The organism is Ruegeria sp. CDSA246 (genome assembly GCF_059611225.1).
The window spans coordinates 1-18,166 of sequence record NZ_JBXWPD010000018.1; the positions used below are offsets into that span (position 1 = coordinate 1).

The window sequence follows — 18,166 nt, forward strand, 5'->3', positions numbered from 1 at the left end:
AATCAAACCAACCAGATGAGCCACATCCTCTCTTAGATCAGAGCGCCATCTGTCCCAAAATCCCTGACGACGGACACTTCACCGTCTTCTACTAAGTTCTCGCGGTCACTCAGAGAAATCAAATACTCTTTAACGCCAGACTCAGTGTCACAAATTTCAACTTTTTCAGAGAGGTCCTGACCCAAGGAACAGAACAGATCACCGGCATCGTCTAAGTAACCACTGGAAGCATCTTTCCAATCAACAGCAGCGGTCATATCAAGTAGATGTCTAACCCTTGTATTTTTGAATGCTGAGCCATCCAACTCAGGCAGGTATTCAGTGATCAACTTTTTTGGATCTAATTTCCCCGCCTCAACCGCCAACCCTGCTGCCATACCCAACACTGTCTTGGTGATAGAGTGAATGCGGTGGGACGTATCCGCCCTCATGCCATTGAAATACTTTTCAGCGACGAGTTTACCATCGTGATAAATCAAAAAACTATCGGTATGCGTTTGATGCAACCAATCTCTGATATTTTGTTCTTCATTATTGCTAGCCAAAAAAACTAAGTTTTCAAGCTCAGTTGGGTATGGGGCTTTTTCAAGAGTACGTACCCAATCTGACGGTGGAAATCGTGCTAATTCTCCAAAAACATTTGTCCCTTCAAATATCCATGGGCTTCTATCTACAGACTCAACGGTTTCATCCCAGAATGAACCAGCCTCTGCGCTTGCTGGTTCGGTAGGAGAAGTACGTGCCGCACCAGAGCCCAAAAGAGCTATAGCAATAGCGGATGTCACTAACAGCTTTTTAGCATTTCTTTTCATTTTAGGGGATCTCCGCAGGATTAGGTAATGTCTAAGCAATCCAGCTATGCTTCAGCTCTGGTGTCTAGCTTCTTGTGCCTGGGCCGCGGGGCGGTCAGACGACTGCGACCAGTCTTCTGGTAGGACAGCATAGTAGTCGCAAGCGCCGGTTGGCTGATACAAGTGCGCTAGTCGCCTCATGCAATGCCCGCTTCGTCCGGATCTCGGAGGATGTAAAGCTCGTAATGAAGGTCCGCTTCGTGCGAGACCGGTCATCATCAACCGTTGAGCCTAAGGCGGCTTTGTCCGCTCACCGCCATTAGCCGTCTGGTTTCCAACGTCCGGTGTCGGGTGGCTGAAAAGGGGAATTTGCAGCCATCCGCATTTTTGCTCCAAAAGACCGCGGTCAGCCCAAAGCGGAAGTTCACTCGTCTAAGGCGAAACAAGTGGTTTTGGACGATTTTGCATTAGCCTAATCCCAAGTAACAGAGATAAACAACCAAACGCCAATCCCCCTGCGAGGGCATTTGCAATGAAAACACCACCAAATAGGGATATCGCTGTTCTTCCTGCCTGCTCGATAGATGTGCCCGCTACGATAGATACCCAGTCTTGCAGGTATAATGCGAACAGGACCGAGAACCCCACGGGTGAAATGATGAGCGCTGTACCGAGAGAGGCCAATCCTCGCCCGAAGACAGCCCGCAGTGTTGACCCTTTCAAAACTATTGCGGCTGTGAAAGCAAAAACAACAAATGCAGAAAGCAGGACTAGCAACATGTCCACAATTGGAGCGAGGTCTTTCGTGACCGTCCCTGCTAGGGCCGAGGTGAAGGGCAATAGAACAAAGGTAGCAAGCCCTGCGGCAAGGTGCCCGGTGAACAATTTTGGTAACTTGCCAGACGAGCGTTTGTCGCTCCGGTTTTTTGGCTTAGGTGGTTTGGGCAGATCCGGATCAATCTGATCCCACCGCACGGATATTGGTTTTGGACGAGAAAGCATAACAGCCCCCTTGGTTTGTTAAATTTGAGACGACCTAGCCAGCCGCTTGTTCTTGGGAATTTGGTAGGCCGGAACGGAGTTTCTTTCGGCGCTTGGACTGATATTTGCGTGATCTAGACATGCCGACGCGCGAACATTGGTGTCCTTGCCATCTCAAGTGATGAACATCCTGATTACGTAAGCGACAGTCGCTAGGCAAAAGACGCTGCCGAACCAGATCGCGCTGAACCAGAAAACTTGCTTTAGCAGTTTCAATGGTAGCTCTCCTCTGGATCGACCTTTCCGCGGAAAACCCAGTACGTGTAGGCGGTATAGGCCAGGATTATGGGCAACAGAACGACGGCCCCGACCAGAGCGAAGGCCAAGCTCTTATCCGGCGCGGCGGCTTCGGCAATCGTGAGGCTTGGGGGTAGCATATAGGGATAGAAGCTGATCCCAATGCCGATGAAGCAGACGACGAATAAGGCAATGGCCCAGAAGAAGGGTTGATAGTCTCTCTGTTCCCTCAGGCCGCGATCAAGCATCCATGCAATAACAGCAACGATAGCTGGCACTAGTACAGAGAAAACGATACCGGGCCACGAAAACCATCTGATCAGATAGACCGGATCTTGGAACGGGGTCAAAAGACTGATGAGGCCAATCAACGCGAGCGTCATTAGCATCAGCGGGCGGGTAAAAGAACGCATCTGGCGCTGTATCTCGCCCTTGGTTTTCATGTTGAGCCAGGTTGCTCCTAGCAAGGCATACCCGATCACCAAGGCCACACCCGTCGTGACAGAGAACGGCGTCAGCCAATCCCATTGTCCGCCTGCGTACAGCCGATCCTCGACCGGGATACCCTGGACCAGCGCGCCAAGCGCGATGCCTTGGCAGAGGGCGGCTACGGTTGACCCACTGTGAAACGCAACATCCCATAGCCAGCGCCCGCGCTCCGTTCGCCACCGGTATTCGAAGGCGACACCGCGGAAAACAAGCGCAAGAAGCATGATGATGACGGGCATGTAGATCGCGGGCATCACCACAGAATAAGCAAGCGGGAAAACGGCGAACAAACCTCCGCCCCCCATGACCAGCCAGGTCTCGTTACCGTCCCATACAGGCGTGACCGAGTTCATCATGACATCGCGATCTTTGTCGGATTTCGCGAATGGAAAGAGGATTCCAATTCCAAGATCGAAACCGTCCAGGATCACATAAGTCAGAACGGAAAAGGCAATGATACCGGCCCAGATTGTCGAGAGTTCAAGCATTACGCTGTCTCCGACAAAATAGAGATTTCAATGGGTTTGTGACTTTTCTGGAAACCTTCGACAGGTGGTTTCCCCATGAGCCGCAGCATGTAGAACGTGCCCGCTCCGAACACCGCGAAATACACAACGATGAAGGCAATCAGAGACGCGGCAACTGTAGGTGCATCCACTTGTGAGAGTGAGTCCGATGTCCGCATCAGCCCATACACAGTGTACGGTTGGCGCCCGACTTCGGTGGTGATCCAACCGGCCAGTACCGCCACGAACCCGCTGGGCGCCAACAGAACGGATGTCCGGTGCAGCCAACGATCTTCGTTGAGGCGGCCGCGAACCCGCAGAACAAGCGACCACAAGCCGATGCCCAGCATGGCAAAGCCGATAGCGAGCATAATGCGGAAGCTGTAGAACACAATCGCGACCGGGGGTTCTTCGTCGTCGGGGATAGTGTCCAGCCCTTCAAGCGGCGCGTTGGGATCATGTTTCAGGATCAGCGAAGATAGTTTCGGGATTTCGATGGCATAGTCCACGCGTTTTTCATCCTCGTTCGGAATGCCGAACAGGATAAGCGGTGCACCTTCGGGATGGCTGTCGAAGTGACCTTCCATCGCCATCACTTTCTGCGGCTGATGCTCCAGCGTGTTCAAACCATGAAGGTCGCCGGCAACGATCTGCAGAGGGGTGACCAGAACGGCCATCCACATTGCCATCGAGAACATTCGGGTGACCTCAGCCGTGCGATTGCGGCGTAACAAGTGCCAGGCCGCAACACCGGCCACCACGAAAGCAGTGGTGAGGTAAGCGGCAAGAACCATGTGTGTCAGGCGGTAGGGGAAGGACGGATTGAAGACAATCGACCACCAGTCGACGGGAATGAACTGCCCCAGTTCGTTGATGTCAAACCCAGCCGGGGTTTGCATCCAGGAATTGACCGACAATATCCACGTTGCCGAAATCAGCGTGCCAACGGCGACCATCGCCGTGGCCATCATGTGTAAACCGCGACCGACGCGTTCGCGACCGAAAAGCATTATGCCGAGGAAGCCTGCCTCAAGGAAAAAGGCTGTCATGACTTCATAGGCCATCAAGGGGCCGATTACGGGACCAGCGGTGTCCGAGAATGCGCTCCAGTTCGTGCCGAATTGGTAAGACATCACGATGCCGGACACGACACCCATCGCGAAGCCAACGGCGAATATCTTTTTCCAGTAGTTGAAGAGGTTCAGGTAGACCTTGTCTTTTCGCCATAGCCAGAGGCCATTGAGAACAGCCAAGAAGCTTGCCAAGCCGATAGAAAAGGCCGGGAAGATGATGTGAAACGACACGGTAAAGGCAAACTGGATGCGTGCCAGGGTTTCTGCGTCGAAGTTTGCGAATAGGTTCATTGCCGCTTCCTTAGGCATTGGGTTCCAAAGAGCGGCAGTGAACAGAAGTGTTTCGGCTGCCAACTCGTCGATGTCATTCAGATGAGTTGGATTTGGGTTGGTAGCTGTTTCAGTTCGTTTGGGTTCTGGACGGTTGTTTTTGGGTTTTGGACAAAACTCGGTTCGAGATGGGCGACTGAAATTTGAAACCGAGAACGCCGCGAACGTGTGGCGTTCGAAGGCCCAAAACAAAGTTGCCACCCGGCTCGATTACGAGCAGGATGGCAACCTCTCAGAAACTGTGCGAGTTCTGTGTGGGATGGTCAGTCACACAGCGTCTGGATGCTAACAGCGCATGCTGACCGGTCAGGTTTGTTCGGCGGTATTTCTCCTTTTTTTGTTTCGCTGGCGGTCGTGTCTTAGTCGTTCCAGTCTTTGTGTTCTTCTTTAAAGTCGTCGCGACGTTCTTGGGCTTCGTCTTGCGCGTCTTCAAAATTGTCCTTTTGGATCGCACCTCCTACGGCTCCGACCGCGGCACCAGCGGCCGCGCCACCTACGATGCTTTCGCCAGCGATACCGGCGACAGTGGCACCGACAACCGCTCCTTTGATCGCTTTGTCGGTGACGTAGTCAGCATGGGCTGTAGCAGCCATGGTGATCAGAAGTGCGCCTGAGATCGGGGCGATAAAGAATTTCTTCGAGGTCTTCATAGGGTTCATCCTTGTTCTGGGTTAGCAACCACCGCGGCTGCTGTGTGCCATTGAACTAGGTGACCTGACGGCCTGCTTTCTTTTGGAGACGGGACAAGGTTTTGTGGATCTTGGACATCTGGGCGCTTTCTGGATTGCATGGACCAGAAAAAGCTACCGGCCCGTTTTACGGAACCTTGCCGGCGTTTCACCTGTCCACCGTTTGAACGCTACTGAGAAAGCAGCCTGATCGGCGAAACCGAGCATAAAGGCCACGCGGGCGACGCCCTCGCCGCTACGAAGCATCCGCTTGGACAGGTCGCACAACACCCCTTCCAGTAGTGCCTTGAAACTTGTTCCTTCAGCCGACAGATGCCGGGTCATGGTACGCCGCGTCAGTCCAAGCTCTCCGGCTATATCGTCGCCGTTTGGTATCGGTCCGGGAAGACGCTCCCCGAGCATGTCCACAATGCGGTCGGACAGACTGCGGACTGCATCAGGCTGAGCCTTCAGTTGCTCTTCTCCGTGCCTGCGTAAATGCCCTAATAAGGTGGGATCTGCCGTTGGTATCCGAAAACTCATGCCGTTTGAGGGCAGAGCCAGGGCGTATCCGGACTTGAAGCCTAAGACTTCACATCTCGCCAAATCGGCCAGTAGCTGGCAGTGCTCGGCATCGTCCGTTTCCAACTCAATCGAGATCGGGGCAAGGCCGCCAGAGGTGATTTGTTGCACTCGCTTGTAAAGGCCGAAAATCAGCATTTCGCGATGGCGAGGATATTGATGCGCCGGGATAACACTGCTCTCCAGAGTTATCTTTGGCTCGTTGGGCGCCCCGACCACGTCAAGACGCAAGTCAGGGTCTTGCATTGCATAAAAGCGCTGCGTCAATACCAGCGCGTCTTCCACCGTTTCGGCAGCCCGCACGATGTAAGCCAGAAGTGTTCCGGGACCTTGTGCCGAAAGCCCGACCCGAGCGGCGAAGGTCTTGTCTTCCAAAATACGACACGCGGTTTCCACAGCGCCTGCTTCATGTAGCAGCTCGACAGTGGCGTCGGGGCTGTCGACGATATCAGAGGGTGCTCCCGCCATTTCCAGGACTTCAGGAAACGGAACCCGCGCGCCGGGCTCTTGCGAATAACGCAGCCCTACATTTTGCAGTCTATAAGCGCTGATGCGTGGCACTTTTGCGTCCTCCCCTGACTTGCACGCAACCTCCTGCAGTCACTGCAATTGTCCAGAAGCCAATAACAAATGTCCAGAACCCTCAGGATCGCGGATGCGATGACGGTTAGGTCCGGGTCATCAGAAAGGAAACGACCATGATCTACTTCGCAAGGTACTACCGCGTACTGAAGGCAATCCAAGACTCCGCCAAACAAGAGTGGTCCGGGGGGAACATCCACGGTCTGCGCTCATTGGCGCTTGGCGAAAAAACAGCGAACGGACGTCGCTGGGATCCCCCCTATGTCCCGCAGGAACAGCCCTCAGAACCATCTCAAAATCAGACCGAGAACTGAATTTCCACAGACACCTAAAATCTTCACACGCAGCACGGCTGCGAAACAAAAGGACCTGAAAAATGAAACCACCCGCGTTCCTGATGGCCCCTATACTTGGCGTCATCTCAACTCCTGCCTTCGCTGCTGGCGGCGATCCGAGATGGTGGGTCGCGCCCAATCAGACCGACACCTATGCTTGGGTCAGCCTGTTTGTCCTCTTCCTTGCGATCCTACTGGTAGTACACCTCTATGCCCGCTTTGAACGCTATACCGAGCGCAAATCAATCGGCACTCCGCTGCGCACAACTATTCCGGTGATGCTTACCATAGCCTTGGCGTACGAATTGATGCCCGCGCTCAGCCACTTCAGCATTCTGCTGCCAGGCGCGCTGATCCTGACTGCAATCGCCCGCGACTTCATGTTGTGGTGGCGGCCTTCGACAGAGGAGCTGGTAAAATGATTGAACTGCTCGTCACATCTTTTCCGTTTGTCCTGCGGGTGATCTACCTAAAATGGCGCGGGATTCCAGTCACCCTGTACAACGTTCACCGAGCGCTCTTCATGTGGTTCGTACTAGCACTGATCGTCTTCTTTGCCGTGTTCTACTACTACCCAAAATCTTACACAGGTCTTGTGCCATTCAGAACTGTTCCGGTCGTTGCTGAGAACGGTGGAACAGTAACAGATATCTACGTAAAGGGCGGTGATCGTGTAGAACCGGGCGATCCGCTGTTTGCAGTCGAGAATGCGTCGGAACAAGCTGCAGTAGATTTTGCAACCCGTAAAGTTGAGGAGATAGAAAGCGCGAAACTGGCAGCTGAATTGCAGGTCCAAACTGCTCAGGCCGTGGTGGATGCCGCAGTTACCGCCAGAGAACAGGCTGAGCTGGTGCTGATGGATCACGAGGCACTTCAAGCAAAGGGCTCTGCAGCATTTCAAGTGAGCCAGTTGGAACGCGCCCAGGCAACCTTGAGTACTCGGGAAGCAGAGGTTGAGGCTGCGGAAACGCAACTTGGTGTGGCACAAGTCCAAGCTAGTGCCGTTCTGCCTGCCCAACTTGCATCGGCGCGCGCGTCGTTGAAGCAGGCTCAGGTGGAACTGTCAAAGACATTGACGCTCAGCTCTGTCGACGGTGTCGTTGAACAGGTCACCCTAAATGTCGGATCACGCGCAGCGCAAGCCGCGATGAGCCCGGCAATGCTAATTGTACCCGACCGCAAAGAAGTTGAGCGAGGACGTATCGTCGCTGGCTTCTCGCAGGTTTCTCGCACTGAATTGTACGAAGGTATGGCGGCGGAAGTGGCGTGCGAAAGTAACTTCAACATCTCGATGCGCAATACCGTTCTTCCTGCAAGGATCGTACGTATTCAGGAGCAGATTTCTTCCGGTCAGCTAGCGCCTAGCGGTCGCCTGATCGAGCCGAGCGAAAAGGCTAAACGGGGTCAGATCGTTGTGCATCTTGATCTGGTGCACCCAGAACACCGCGAACTTTTGGTTCCAGGTAGCGGTTGCATTGTACAATCCTACACCACCAATTTTGAAGGCGAAATGGAAGGAACACTTGTCGCCCACGGGATTCAGGCCATGGGTATCATCAAAGCGGTCGGTCTACGGGTCAAAGCTTGGTTCGGTCTGACATCGGGTATCGGCTTGATCGGTGGTGGTCACGCCTGACTTTCCAACTCCATCCATTTTCAACAAGTGCGGCTTCCAACAAATGTTGGGAGCCGTTTCGACAATTTGAGACAGATCGCATGTCAATTAAATGCGAGTTATGTGACGGCTTTCTGCCACACGGCGAACGATTTGACTGTCCGCTCAGGTGATCTTATGCAGGAAAATGACAACCACATACAGTAGCCCCGGAATGTCCGTTTTGTCCGCGTTACGGTGTTCCCAATCAAGCCTGGCGTGTGGCTGGTTCGCGCCACCAAACGACGTTGCCGACAGGGCTATGTCATGCTAGCTGAGATCAAGCCCTGATTGTTTTCCACTTAACCGCACCCAACACGGATTTCTCCGTGCCTGCTGTTGTGCGGATTAAAAGGAAAACGAATGAAACGACCAAAGTTGCCGCCAATCCAAGGCAGACGTTTTGACGCCGAGATGCGCCAAGATACGGCATTTTATTTGACCGAGCATGCTTCTAAGGGGCCGACTTGGCTTAGACATTGAGGAAGAATTTCCTTTGTTGTTCTGACAGAGGAGCTTTTCGAACAAGTTTGGCCTGACCATCGGCGCGCTTGGAGCGTGGATGATATGCCAATTCGCCATGAGCAAATGTTGCTCGAAGCGCTTGAGGCTTCGCTATCTCAAGACAATGAAGAATAGAACGTTAAAAGCGTGAGGGCAGGGGGGGCAGAGGTGCTGTAAAACCTGGTCACCTGAAGGAGTTCAGAAAAATTGTTCAATCGCCCTTGCGACAGTTTGCAACCAAGAGAAAACAACATTTCGCTTAGCAGACGTGCACAATAAGAAATGTTATCAGTTATGAGCAAAAATTTTGGCAGAGAACGATGACTAAGATTGGCGATAGCCTCACTAGAGGTGCAAAAGAAGCACTGGAAGTTGCAAAGGGTGAACTCGACCCTGCTGGGGCATCTGTGCCTAGTGAAAAGACCGATAACGCCGCAGATGCTTCCGATAGACCAGCTATCGCCAAGTGCCTTCACGGGATCCCCACAATGCTTGAATCTTCAATTCTATGAAGCCGAACCGACAGGAAACAGCGTCTACTTTTCCTTGCGTGAATGCCCTTCAATCTTGTATTTCACAATTGTTGGGTCGTAAGCATTCTGCGACCCAAGCGGTGCATCGAGCGCGCGAAATATAGTCATCCGAGACACACCCAAATCGTGTGCGATCTGGGCCTTTGATAACCCGCTAGCCGCAAGAGATCGAATTTGTGCGTCATCTACTTATTTTCGTCTGCTACGATAAACACCTCTTTCCTTGGCGGCATCAATACCCGCTCTCTGTCTGTCGCGGATGAATTTCAGTTCCATATCAGCGACCATGCCGAGCACTGTTACCACCATTCAACCAAGATCACAGGCTGTACTCACTTCCGGTTCAAGAACCCGCAGGGAAGCGCCTTTGGCATTCAGTTCATGCACCAGTTTCAGAACATCCTTCGTAGTCCGACCAAGGCGATCAAGTCGGTGAACAACCAGTTCATCACCTACGCGTAATAACTCGAAGATTGTTCCTAATTCCGTGCGCCCGTCACGCGATGCACCTGACCCTGTTTCTGACCGGACGATCTCGCACTCAGCTTTCTTCAATGCTGCCGTTTGAATGTCGAGATCTTGGCTCGTGGTGCTGACTCTGGCATATCCGATGCGGGGCATTTGGTATCTATCACATTAGGGTAGGGGTGATGTTCAATCTGTCACATAGTTGAATTGACCACCCTAATGGGACGGTGGATCGCGTCACATTTAGATGTCATTTTGTGGTGCACCCAATTGTTACATGGAGATGTGTGATCCACCGAAAGTGAACGCAGCATTCTGACACGGCAGGATGTTTGATTTTTCATAGTCGCCAACTCCTCGCAGATCGTGCGTAGACGTCAGAGAGTTCTGTTGGTGACAGTTTGTTCAGGTGGCTCTTGTCAAACACAACCACATCGTTGGATAGAAATTGGTCAATGTTCATCCGGTCCCTGGCTTCGAGGATGAACGAATGTTCAACCGCCAGTGTTGCCAGCAAGCCTCCTGTTTCGATATGCGCGGCTAATTCCCGCTGTAACGCCTGAAAGCTCAACGTATGGCCGCCATTGTCGGTAACAATGAAAATAACGCAGACGATGAAATCGCATAATTGATCTTATGTTAAATATAATGATGTAAGTATTCACCTGTACGTTTCGAACATAACTACTAGAAACCAGCAAGGTTGACCCACGCGAATTCATCTACCATCCTATTTTCGTATAGTTTGTTATATTGTGCGAACCCGCACGTTTGTTTTGGCAAGGTCGATGAAATGACCGATAATTCACAAAAGACCTACGTGCATGACACGCACCGTTTGCGCGACCCCGAGCACACCTTAAGAATTGTGCAACCATTTCTTCGGGAAATGGGCATAACTCGGATCGCAAATCTGACCGGCCTGGATAGGATTGGTTTACCGACTGTTATGGTCGCTCGTCCCAATTCCCGATCTGTTGCGGTGTCACTTGGTAAGGGGCTGTCGCTGCAGGCAGCGCAAGCTTCAGGCGTTATGGAAGCGATCGAATCCTGGCATGCCGAACGTGTGCGACTTCCGCAACGGTTTGCCAGATTTACCGATTTGGCTGATGACGCGACCGTTGTGGAGGTGGAGCGATTGCCTAAGGTCACTGGCGCGCAATTTGATCCCAACGGCAACATGTTATGGGTCGAAGGCTGGGATTTGAAAAGCCAACACACCTGCTGGGTTCCGCTTGAGATGGTGGACACTGACTACACCACGCCTCCACTCGCTGGACAACGCGCCTTTCCCAGAACAACGAATGGTTTGGCTTCGGGCAACAATGTCGCCGAAGCGAGTTGTCATGCAATTTGCGAATTGATTGAGCGCGATGCAACGACGCTGTGGTCTCATCAATCCAAGACCGTGCGTATTGATCCCGGTACTGTCGATGATCAGCGATGTCAGGCGGCCATTGAAAAAATCACCACCGCAAGTCTGGAGATCGGGCTGTGGAACACCACGTCGGATATCGGAATTGCCAGTTTTCGCTGCGTGATCTGCGAGGCTGGCGGGCAGCCTGGTCACATCGGCATCGGCGACGGATGTCATCCGGATCGTGCAATCGCGTTGCTGCGCGCGGTGACAGAGGCTGCTCAGACCCGGCTGACCTATATCTCGGGCGCGCGCGATGATCTGGATCCGGCAGAATTCACTGATCAGGCGCAAACGGATCGGTGTAGATATCTGCGGGATCTGATCGATCGCGCCCCTCCGACAGGGAATTTTCAGGACTGCCCGACGCATTCAACCAAGACATTCGAGGATGACCTGGCTTTGCTGTTAATCAGGTTAGAGGCCGTCGGGGTTTCTCAGGTGGTGATCGTGGACTTGTCTCGGCCTGAATATGATCTATCGGTTGTTCGGGCGGTCATACCGGGCTTGGAAGCGCCGCACGACGACGCGGATTACGTACCGGGCCTAAGAGCGCTGCAGATCAGGCAGGAAACCGCATGAACGTTGTCGTATTTGTGGGCCCTACCCTGCCAGCACACGAAGTTGCCGCACAGTTGAATGCTGCGATCCTGCCCCCTGTTCAGCAGGGTGATGTCTATCGCGCAGCCAAGGATCACCCGCACGCAATTGGGATCATAGATGGGTTCTTCGAAGGTGTGCCCTCGGTCTGGCACAAGGAAATCTTGTGGGCGATGGAACAAGGGATACCGGTCTTTGGCAGCGCCAGCATGGGCGCCCTGCGTGCCGCTGAACTTGCCGATTTTGGAATGATCGGTGTTGGCGGGATCTTTGAGGACTACCTTAGCGGCGTTTTGCAGGATGACGATGAGGTCGCGGTTCTGCACAGTCCGGCAGAGCTGGGGTTTCAACCGCTTAGTACACCGATGGTATCTATCCGAGCCACAGTCAAACAGGCTCAGGCTCAGGGGATTTTACCTTCTGAAAGCGTCGCCACTATCCTAGAGCATGCGAAATCCAGACACTATCGGCACCGTATCTGGCAAAACATCGGCAAAGAGTTAAACGACCTACCCGGAATAGCGGCCTTTTTGGATTGGCTACCCGACGGCCAAATTGATGCGAAAGCAGATGACGCCCGCGCGATGCTGGCCCTTATGGCGGATTGCCTGTCGCAGGGCACCCTACCCCAGAGTCCCGTAACGCGGACCGAACCAACATTGGTGTGGAAACAGTTGCGCAACCGCATCGACACCAACGAGGCAAAGAACCACGCGGTGATCGACGAGTTGAGGTTGGACCCGGAACTTTACGCCGAATTGCGCAACCGCGCAGTGCTGAGTGTGATGGCACAGGAAGAAGCCGCCGAACAGGATCGGCAACCTGATCGTGACGCCCTGATCCGGCAGATGACGGACCATAGAGCCAAAGCTGGATTGTCTCAAAAAGCGCATTTGATGGAATGGCTGGCCGCCAATGATCTGAACCTTGCGGAATACGAGGACATACTGACGGATGCCGCTCGGATCGATGCGACGGTCGCCGCGCGTTTGACCCAGTTGGATGGGCCATTGCTGGCTGAACTGAAACGAACCGGAAAGTATGCCGATCTACGGGAACGGGCGGCCGCCAAGGAAAAAGCTGCGATTGTGAATGGGCACCTTTCGGGCGCGGATCGTCTGCGTATGGTCGTTTGGTATTTTGAAGCGCGCCTTGACCAGGACGTGCCGGATAACCTGGACAGCTACGCAACCTCGCTTGGCCTATCCGGGCGCGTGGAACTGGGTGAATTGATCGAAGCAGAGTTTTTGTTTTGCCACAGGAGTTCCTGTGCGGAGGTTCCAAATAGCAAAGTGACTTCCACCCGGCACGAGGGGTCGATTGATGAACACACATGAGACTGCAAGCGTCGAAGAACCCGGCACACGGTTCCTGCTGTATCCGCAATCGCCTTTTCTGGAACCTGGCGCGCAACCGGAGCTTGTCGAAATTTCGGCTCCGCAAGGCAGCATTGGGCCAGGGCCTTCCGGTCCGCGCATGTACACCGTCAACCCTGTTGGAAAAACCACACCTTACGGTGCCATCGTTCCAGGTCCGAATGGACCGGGTATGTATCTGCCGCCGTGGGACGGGTACATTCAGCCGCCCGCAATGCCCGATGAGTTCGGGAATTTCTTTCATATTGCCCCATCCGACCCCGCATTTGAAGCAGCGCATTTGTTCGGGTCGGCCCATTTTACAATGGATGTGTGGCAAGGGTATTTTGATCGCCCAATCCCGTGGCATTTCGCGCGCGATTTCGACCGGCTTGAATTGTCCCTGCTACCCAGTCTGGATAACGCACATATTGGCTGGGGGTTTCTGGAAACAGGCGGCACGCACGAACATGGAGATGAGTACCGGCCATACAGCCTGAACTTTGACGTTGTCTCCCATGAAATTGGACATGCCATTATCTATAGCGTCATTGGTATGCCGTCAGATGGGGATGCGTCGGGCGAATATTATGGGTTTCACGAGTCAGCTGCCGATATGGTCGCCCTTCTTGCGTCGCTACATTTTGGTTCTGTAGTTGACGCTCTGTTAAAAAACACGCGGGGCAACCTTTACACATTCAATCGTCTGAACCGGTTTGCAGAACTCGGGGAAAACGCGCAAATCCGAATTGCCGCCAACACACGGTCCATGTCAGAGTTTGCGGCCGGATGGACCAGCGAACACGATCTTTCCGAACCGTTGACCGGAGCGATGTTCGACATTTTCGTAGACATTTATCACGAACGCCTGCTGCTGCATGGGCTGATCTCACCTGAAGAAGAACACCTGTCCGATCAACTGGAAGACTCTCCGGATTACAGCGAGGTTATGCAGGGTGTGTTCGATGCCCGTTATGCCGAAAACCCGGAAGGTTTCCGGATCGCTTTGCTTGAAGCGCGCGATTTTCTGGGAACCTATCTGGCCGACACATGGGAGCGACTGGATGCGGATATGCTCAGCTATTTCGGTGTTGAAAAGGCCCTGCTGGCGGTCGACCAGGAAATCACTGGCGGTGCTTTTCGCGACATCATCGAAGGCAACTTCCGCATGCGAGATATTGGTCTGATGTCTGCCGGTCCGCGTCTGCCCGATCCCGAAGAAGAGAGCCACTCGGCCTCGGTTCGCACGCAGGTGCCGGAATGACCTGTAAAATCCTTTATTTTTAAGCGGTTTTGTGGCATGCAATCGGAAGAAGTTTATTGGAACGCATTTGCTCGAATATTTTTCGAGCTTATTTTGAGGGGGAGATGAGGGTTCTGGCTTCGTCGATCCCGTAATTGGGAGAGAGAGATATGGCTGAATCCTTGCTCAGTTTTTCAGAAGTGTTGTTGTTTGGTCGAATTATTGAAGATATAAAAATCCAGTCACAAACCAAAGTAAAAGCAGCCACCACCGCAAATATGCAACCTCCTTTGAAGGGGGCCTCAGTCGACGGCGTGACATTGAAGCCGCGTGACCGCGTATTGGTGAAAAATCAGGCCAATTTGGATCAAAACGGCATTTACACCGTGGCGGACGATACGGACAGCTCCTGGTTTAACAAAACACAAGTTAAACGCGGGACGTTGATCAGAGTGCGGAAGGGCACGCAGTTCGATCCCCAAAAACCGTTTTGGGAGCAAACAGGCAGATTTGATCTTGGGCAACAACAGTTCGAGCAAGTCGGCAGGCGCAGAAAACGGCGCGGCAACAACAATCATCTTGCGGAACAGCTGGATGACGATGCCCAACTCGCCAGGATCTACGGCTTCGCATATGAAGGCACGTACTATGAACTGCCCGAACCCACTATTTTCCTGGTACATGGTGAAGGTGATTCAGCAACCGAAGCGAATGCGCCTGTAGGTCAGGGTTCTCGTGCGCCAGTAAGTCCGACGCTTTCTGGTGTTGCTTCGGCGGATTATCAGTTTTCCAATGATATGCGAGTCTGGGACTACGACAAGGCTGACTTCACATTTCGTATGGATGTGATGACCGGCCAGTTCGAGCAGGTCCTGCTGGACATCTATTTCGGTTTTGACAGCCCGGCGATAAGCGGTGCCAAAGTGAGCGGTGCAAAGGTCAGCGGCGCGAAAGTCAGCGGTGCCAAAGTCAGTGGCGCAAAGGTGAGCGGTGCCAAGGTCAGCGGCGCAAAGGTGCGCGGCGGCGACTAAGCCCGGTTTGCGAGAAATATTCTGGGGCACCCGAAATTGGGTGCCCCTTTGCTTTTCAGAACCCGGCTTTTTTCAGACCTTCCACAAAGTGCTGCGTATCTTCCTCTAGCCGATCCGGTTGAACGGTCGTCCAGCGGGCCAGCGAAAAGTTAGGATGTGCCTCGCGGTGCTTTTCCCTTATAAGACGGGCCATGTCCGTTTGACCCAGCTGAGCATAACTTGCGGCCAGCATACGCTGCCCCTCGGTCGGATTGTTCATCTTGTTGACCGTCTCAATTACATCCTCATAGCGTCTTAGGTTGTAATACGCCCCACCCAGATGCCAAAGGTATTGATCCGGGAAATAGGGATTTAGGCGCATTGCCTGCTGAAGATGCGTTATGGCCGTTTCGTTGTCACCCGAATGGGCTAGCGCATCAGCAAAGTCGGAATGCATATCCGCGTCATTTGGGTTTAACGCCAGCGCCCTCTGATAGGATTGGATGGCTGCGTCATGCTCTTTGCGGTACAGGTGCACATAGCCCAATTCGCCGAAACCACGCGCGTCGGTCGGGTCCAGCTCAATCGCGCGCTGTGCCAACATCAGCGCCTTTTCCAGCGATTGTGACGGCTCTTCGGCCCAGGAATAACGCCAGTCGATATTTAGAGTTCGCGACAGCGCTGCTGCAGCACGGGCATACCCCTCGTCCCGCTCAAGGGCTGATTGATAGAAATTCTGTGCCTTGCGGTTGTCGTTTCGGGTGTATTTGAAGATGTGGTGCTGACCTTGCAGGACCGAACCATAGGCCTCAAGATCGTTTGGAACTGCCTGAATCATGCGCTGCTTTTCATGCGACTCGATCATCACCGCAGTGGCCGCCACAATGCACTCAGTGACCTCATCAAGAATGTCGAAAATATCGTCAATCTTGCGATCGAACCGTTCGCCCCAGATCGTGCGCTCGGTGTTGGCATCAATCAACTCGGCGGAAATCCTGATCCGACTGGCTGACCGACGTACACTGCCGCGCGCGACATAGCGAACATTCAGTTTTTGCGCGGCCTCTTTCGGAGGCATCGATTGTGTCCTGAAGAAAAACGACGAGTTCCGGGCGATGATAAAAAGGTTCCGGAACTTGGACAGATTCATGATTATGTCGTCCGTCAGACCTTCGGCGATCCAGCTGTCGGACTCATCGCCGCCAGAGCTGCTGAAAGGCAGAACGGCCACCGACGGCGTATCCGGCCGTTCGAATATGTCCCCTTTCAAATCCGGGCGCATCGTGCCGGCCATGGTCGCGCCGGCCACTTCGCTGCGGACGCAGTAGGTCGAGACAGGATTCATGATATTCTTGAGCTGTTTTGGCCCCAGAAACTCGTACCCAAAGCGCAGGCGATTGCAGACCTGATCATACACGGCAGAGCTGACATAGACCCGCTCAGGCTCGGCTATTTCTTGCAACCGGGCCGCGATATTGACGTTGTCACCATGAATGCCCCGCTCGTCTATCAGAATCTCACCAAGGTGAATCCCAGCCCGGAACTTGATTCGCTGATCCTGCGCGCGGGTCTTATTCTGATCGCTTGCGATTTGATGCAATTCGACCCCGAATTCCACTGCGCTGGTGGCAGTTTCGAACAGGGCCAAAATCCCGTCCCCACGTACCTCTACCACCCGACCGTTGTACTTTGCGCACGAGGCTTCAAGCAAAGAAATCAATGCTTTCAATTCATTATAGGTATCCAGCTCATTCTCGCTCATGAGCCGGGAGTATCCTACGACATCAGCGAACAATACTGCGCCAAGCCGTTGAGTAATTGGAATGTCAGAAATTGTCGTACTCACAAGTGTTACTCTTTTTTCGGATTCATAGCGGACCCGTAACTAACATATATCAAAAAACGTTTTTGACGACCGAAGCAGTTTTGATCGGAACTGATCACACCTCAGCGATCTGAGGCGGCCATGACCAGGCGGCGCAATCATTCGGCCCCAATGTCACGATTGTATTCGCATCCAGTTCCTGTGCCAAAACGTTTCGGCGAACCATCCACTCGGATTTCAGAATGCCCACAACAACCATATCCTGAAACTCGCCTTCAGCGAACCACGCTTGACGCATCGTCCCTTCAATCTGGAATCCTATCTTGGCAACAAGATCACGGCTGTGATGATTGTCCTCACGATAATAAGACGTTATGCGGTTCAGCCCCAGCTGTCGAAATGCCAGGTCCAGCACCAAAGCGGATGCCCGAAGCCCGACGCCGGATCTACGCATTGCTTTGTTGACGAAAACTGCAACCACTGCATCGCGATTGATGTTCGAGATAGACTCAAGCCCGGCCAGCCCAACGGCCTCACCTGCGGAGGACTCGACGATAAACCAACATTTGCGGCTGGCATCGGAAGACGTAAATGAATCTCTCCAAAATTCTTCGGCATGCGATGTATTGAGGGGCACGCGCGTTGTACGATCGAAACGCGCAAGGTCTTCAACGTCCTGAAACCAACTCAGAACGGAATCCAGATCTGCCCTTTCCATCGGGCGCAACCTGAACGTGTTTTGTGAATTGTTGCTCACGATAAATAGTACCTTTGAAAGAAATCAGTAAAATCTGCTCGGACACTAGCACAAAAATTTCAAAATTACGAAATGAGATTACAGTATCTCTGTCCTCTGTTTAATTCACCACAAGAATTGAGTTTTTGGTGCAGGGGGTCGATAAATGTGCTGTCCGGTCAAATAC

Annotated in this window: 17 protein-coding genes; 6 read left to right on the forward strand and 11 right to left on the reverse strand. The window is 53.1% G+C overall.

Going from position 1 to position 18,166, the window contains the following annotated elements:
• Positions 1–32: 32 nt before the first annotated feature.
• The 7 genes from AC2FI9_RS19515 to AC2FI9_RS19545 form a co-directional block, all read right to left on the reverse strand.
• A complete protein-coding gene (locus AC2FI9_RS19515; RefSeq protein ID WP_496769964.1) occupies positions 33–812 on the reverse strand; it encodes a serine hydrolase domain-containing protein in 780 nt (259 codons plus the stop codon).
• A gap of 411 nt (positions 813–1,223) precedes the next feature.
• Positions 1,224–1,793 (reverse strand): hypothetical protein, encoded by a 570-nt coding sequence (locus tag AC2FI9_RS19520; protein ID WP_496769967.1) that lies wholly within the window; start codon positions 1,791–1,793, stop codon positions 1,224–1,226.
• Positions 1,794–1,946: 153 nt separating this feature from the next.
• Positions 1,947–2,048, reverse strand: coding sequence for a DUF2474 family protein (locus tag AC2FI9_RS19525; RefSeq protein ID WP_496726963.1), 102 nt, complete (start codon positions 2,046–2,048; stop codon positions 1,947–1,949).
• Complete coding sequence (gene cydB / locus AC2FI9_RS19530) at positions 2,045–3,046, reverse strand: cytochrome d ubiquinol oxidase subunit II (RefSeq protein WP_496769969.1); 1,002 nt, start codon at positions 3,044–3,046, stop codon at positions 2,045–2,047. Before cydB ends, AC2FI9_RS19525 begins: the two co-directional genes overlap by 4 nt.
• The gene (locus AC2FI9_RS19535; RefSeq protein ID WP_496769973.1) at positions 3,046–4,428 is read right to left on the reverse strand and encodes a cytochrome ubiquinol oxidase subunit I; all 1,383 of its coding nucleotides are present in this window, start codon (positions 4,426–4,428) and stop codon (positions 3,046–3,048) included. Before AC2FI9_RS19535 ends, cydB begins: the two co-directional genes overlap by 1 nt.
• Positions 4,429–4,826: 398 nt before the next feature.
• Positions 4,827–5,117, reverse strand: coding sequence for a hypothetical protein (locus AC2FI9_RS19540; protein ID WP_496718691.1), 291 nt, complete (start codon positions 5,115–5,117; stop codon positions 4,827–4,829).
• Positions 5,118–5,270: 153 nt separating this feature from the next.
• Positions 5,271–6,278 (reverse strand): helix-turn-helix domain-containing protein, encoded by a 1,008-nt coding sequence (locus tag AC2FI9_RS19545; protein WP_496769976.1) that lies wholly within the window; start codon positions 6,276–6,278, stop codon positions 5,271–5,273.
• A 397-nt stretch (positions 6,279–6,675) separates the two neighbouring features.
• On the opposite strand from AC2FI9_RS19545, the gene AC2FI9_RS19550 reads away from it, so the two are divergent.
• A complete protein-coding gene (locus AC2FI9_RS19550) occupies positions 6,676–7,056 on the forward strand; it encodes a hypothetical protein (protein ID WP_496769980.1) in 381 nt (126 codons plus the stop codon).
• Positions 7,053–8,270, forward strand: coding sequence for an HlyD family secretion protein (locus AC2FI9_RS19555; RefSeq protein ID WP_496742054.1), 1,218 nt, complete (start codon positions 7,053–7,055; stop codon positions 8,268–8,270). The genes AC2FI9_RS19550 and AC2FI9_RS19555 overlap by 4 nt, the downstream gene beginning before the upstream one ends.
• A gap of 1,058 nt (positions 8,271–9,328) precedes the next feature.
• Here the strand turns inward: AC2FI9_RS19555 and AC2FI9_RS19560 are convergent.
• Complete coding sequence (locus AC2FI9_RS19560) at positions 9,329–9,499, reverse strand: hypothetical protein (RefSeq protein WP_496770108.1); 171 nt, start codon at positions 9,497–9,499, stop codon at positions 9,329–9,331.
• 135 nt (positions 9,500–9,634) lie between these two features.
• Positions 9,635–9,946 (reverse strand): recombinase family protein, encoded by a 312-nt coding sequence (locus AC2FI9_RS19565; protein ID WP_496769982.1) that lies wholly within the window; start codon positions 9,944–9,946, stop codon positions 9,635–9,637.
• A gap of 640 nt (positions 9,947–10,586) precedes the next feature.
• On the opposite strand from AC2FI9_RS19565, the gene AC2FI9_RS19570 reads away from it, so the two are divergent.
• From AC2FI9_RS19570 to AC2FI9_RS19585, 4 genes are all read left to right on the forward strand, one after another.
• Complete coding sequence (locus AC2FI9_RS19570; protein WP_496769984.1) at positions 10,587–11,792, forward strand: YcaO-like family protein; 1,206 nt, start codon at positions 10,587–10,589, stop codon at positions 11,790–11,792.
• Positions 11,789–13,147 (forward strand): TfuA-like protein, encoded by a 1,359-nt coding sequence (locus tag AC2FI9_RS19575; protein WP_496769986.1) that lies wholly within the window; start codon positions 11,789–11,791, stop codon positions 13,145–13,147. Before AC2FI9_RS19570 ends, AC2FI9_RS19575 begins: the two co-directional genes overlap by 4 nt.
• Entirely contained in the window at positions 13,134–14,429 is a 1,296-nt protein-coding gene (locus tag AC2FI9_RS19580; protein WP_496769988.1) for a gluzincin family metallopeptidase, read from the forward strand. Before AC2FI9_RS19575 ends, AC2FI9_RS19580 begins: the two co-directional genes overlap by 14 nt.
• A 149-nt stretch (positions 14,430–14,578) precedes the next feature.
• Entirely contained in the window at positions 14,579–15,439 is an 861-nt protein-coding gene (locus AC2FI9_RS19585; RefSeq protein ID WP_496769990.1) for a hypothetical protein, read from the forward strand.
• Positions 15,440–15,494: 55 nt separating this feature from the next.
• Here AC2FI9_RS19585 and AC2FI9_RS19590 read toward each other — a convergent pair whose 3' ends face one another.
• Complete coding sequence (locus AC2FI9_RS19590; protein WP_496726950.1) at positions 15,495–17,264, reverse strand: adenylate/guanylate cyclase domain-containing protein; 1,770 nt, start codon at positions 17,262–17,264, stop codon at positions 15,495–15,497.
• A gap of 94 nt (positions 17,265–17,358) precedes the next feature.
• Entirely contained in the window at positions 17,359–17,961 is a 603-nt protein-coding gene (locus tag AC2FI9_RS19595; protein ID WP_496769992.1) for a GNAT family N-acetyltransferase, read from the reverse strand.
• Between the last annotated feature and the right edge of the window lie 205 nt (positions 17,962–18,166).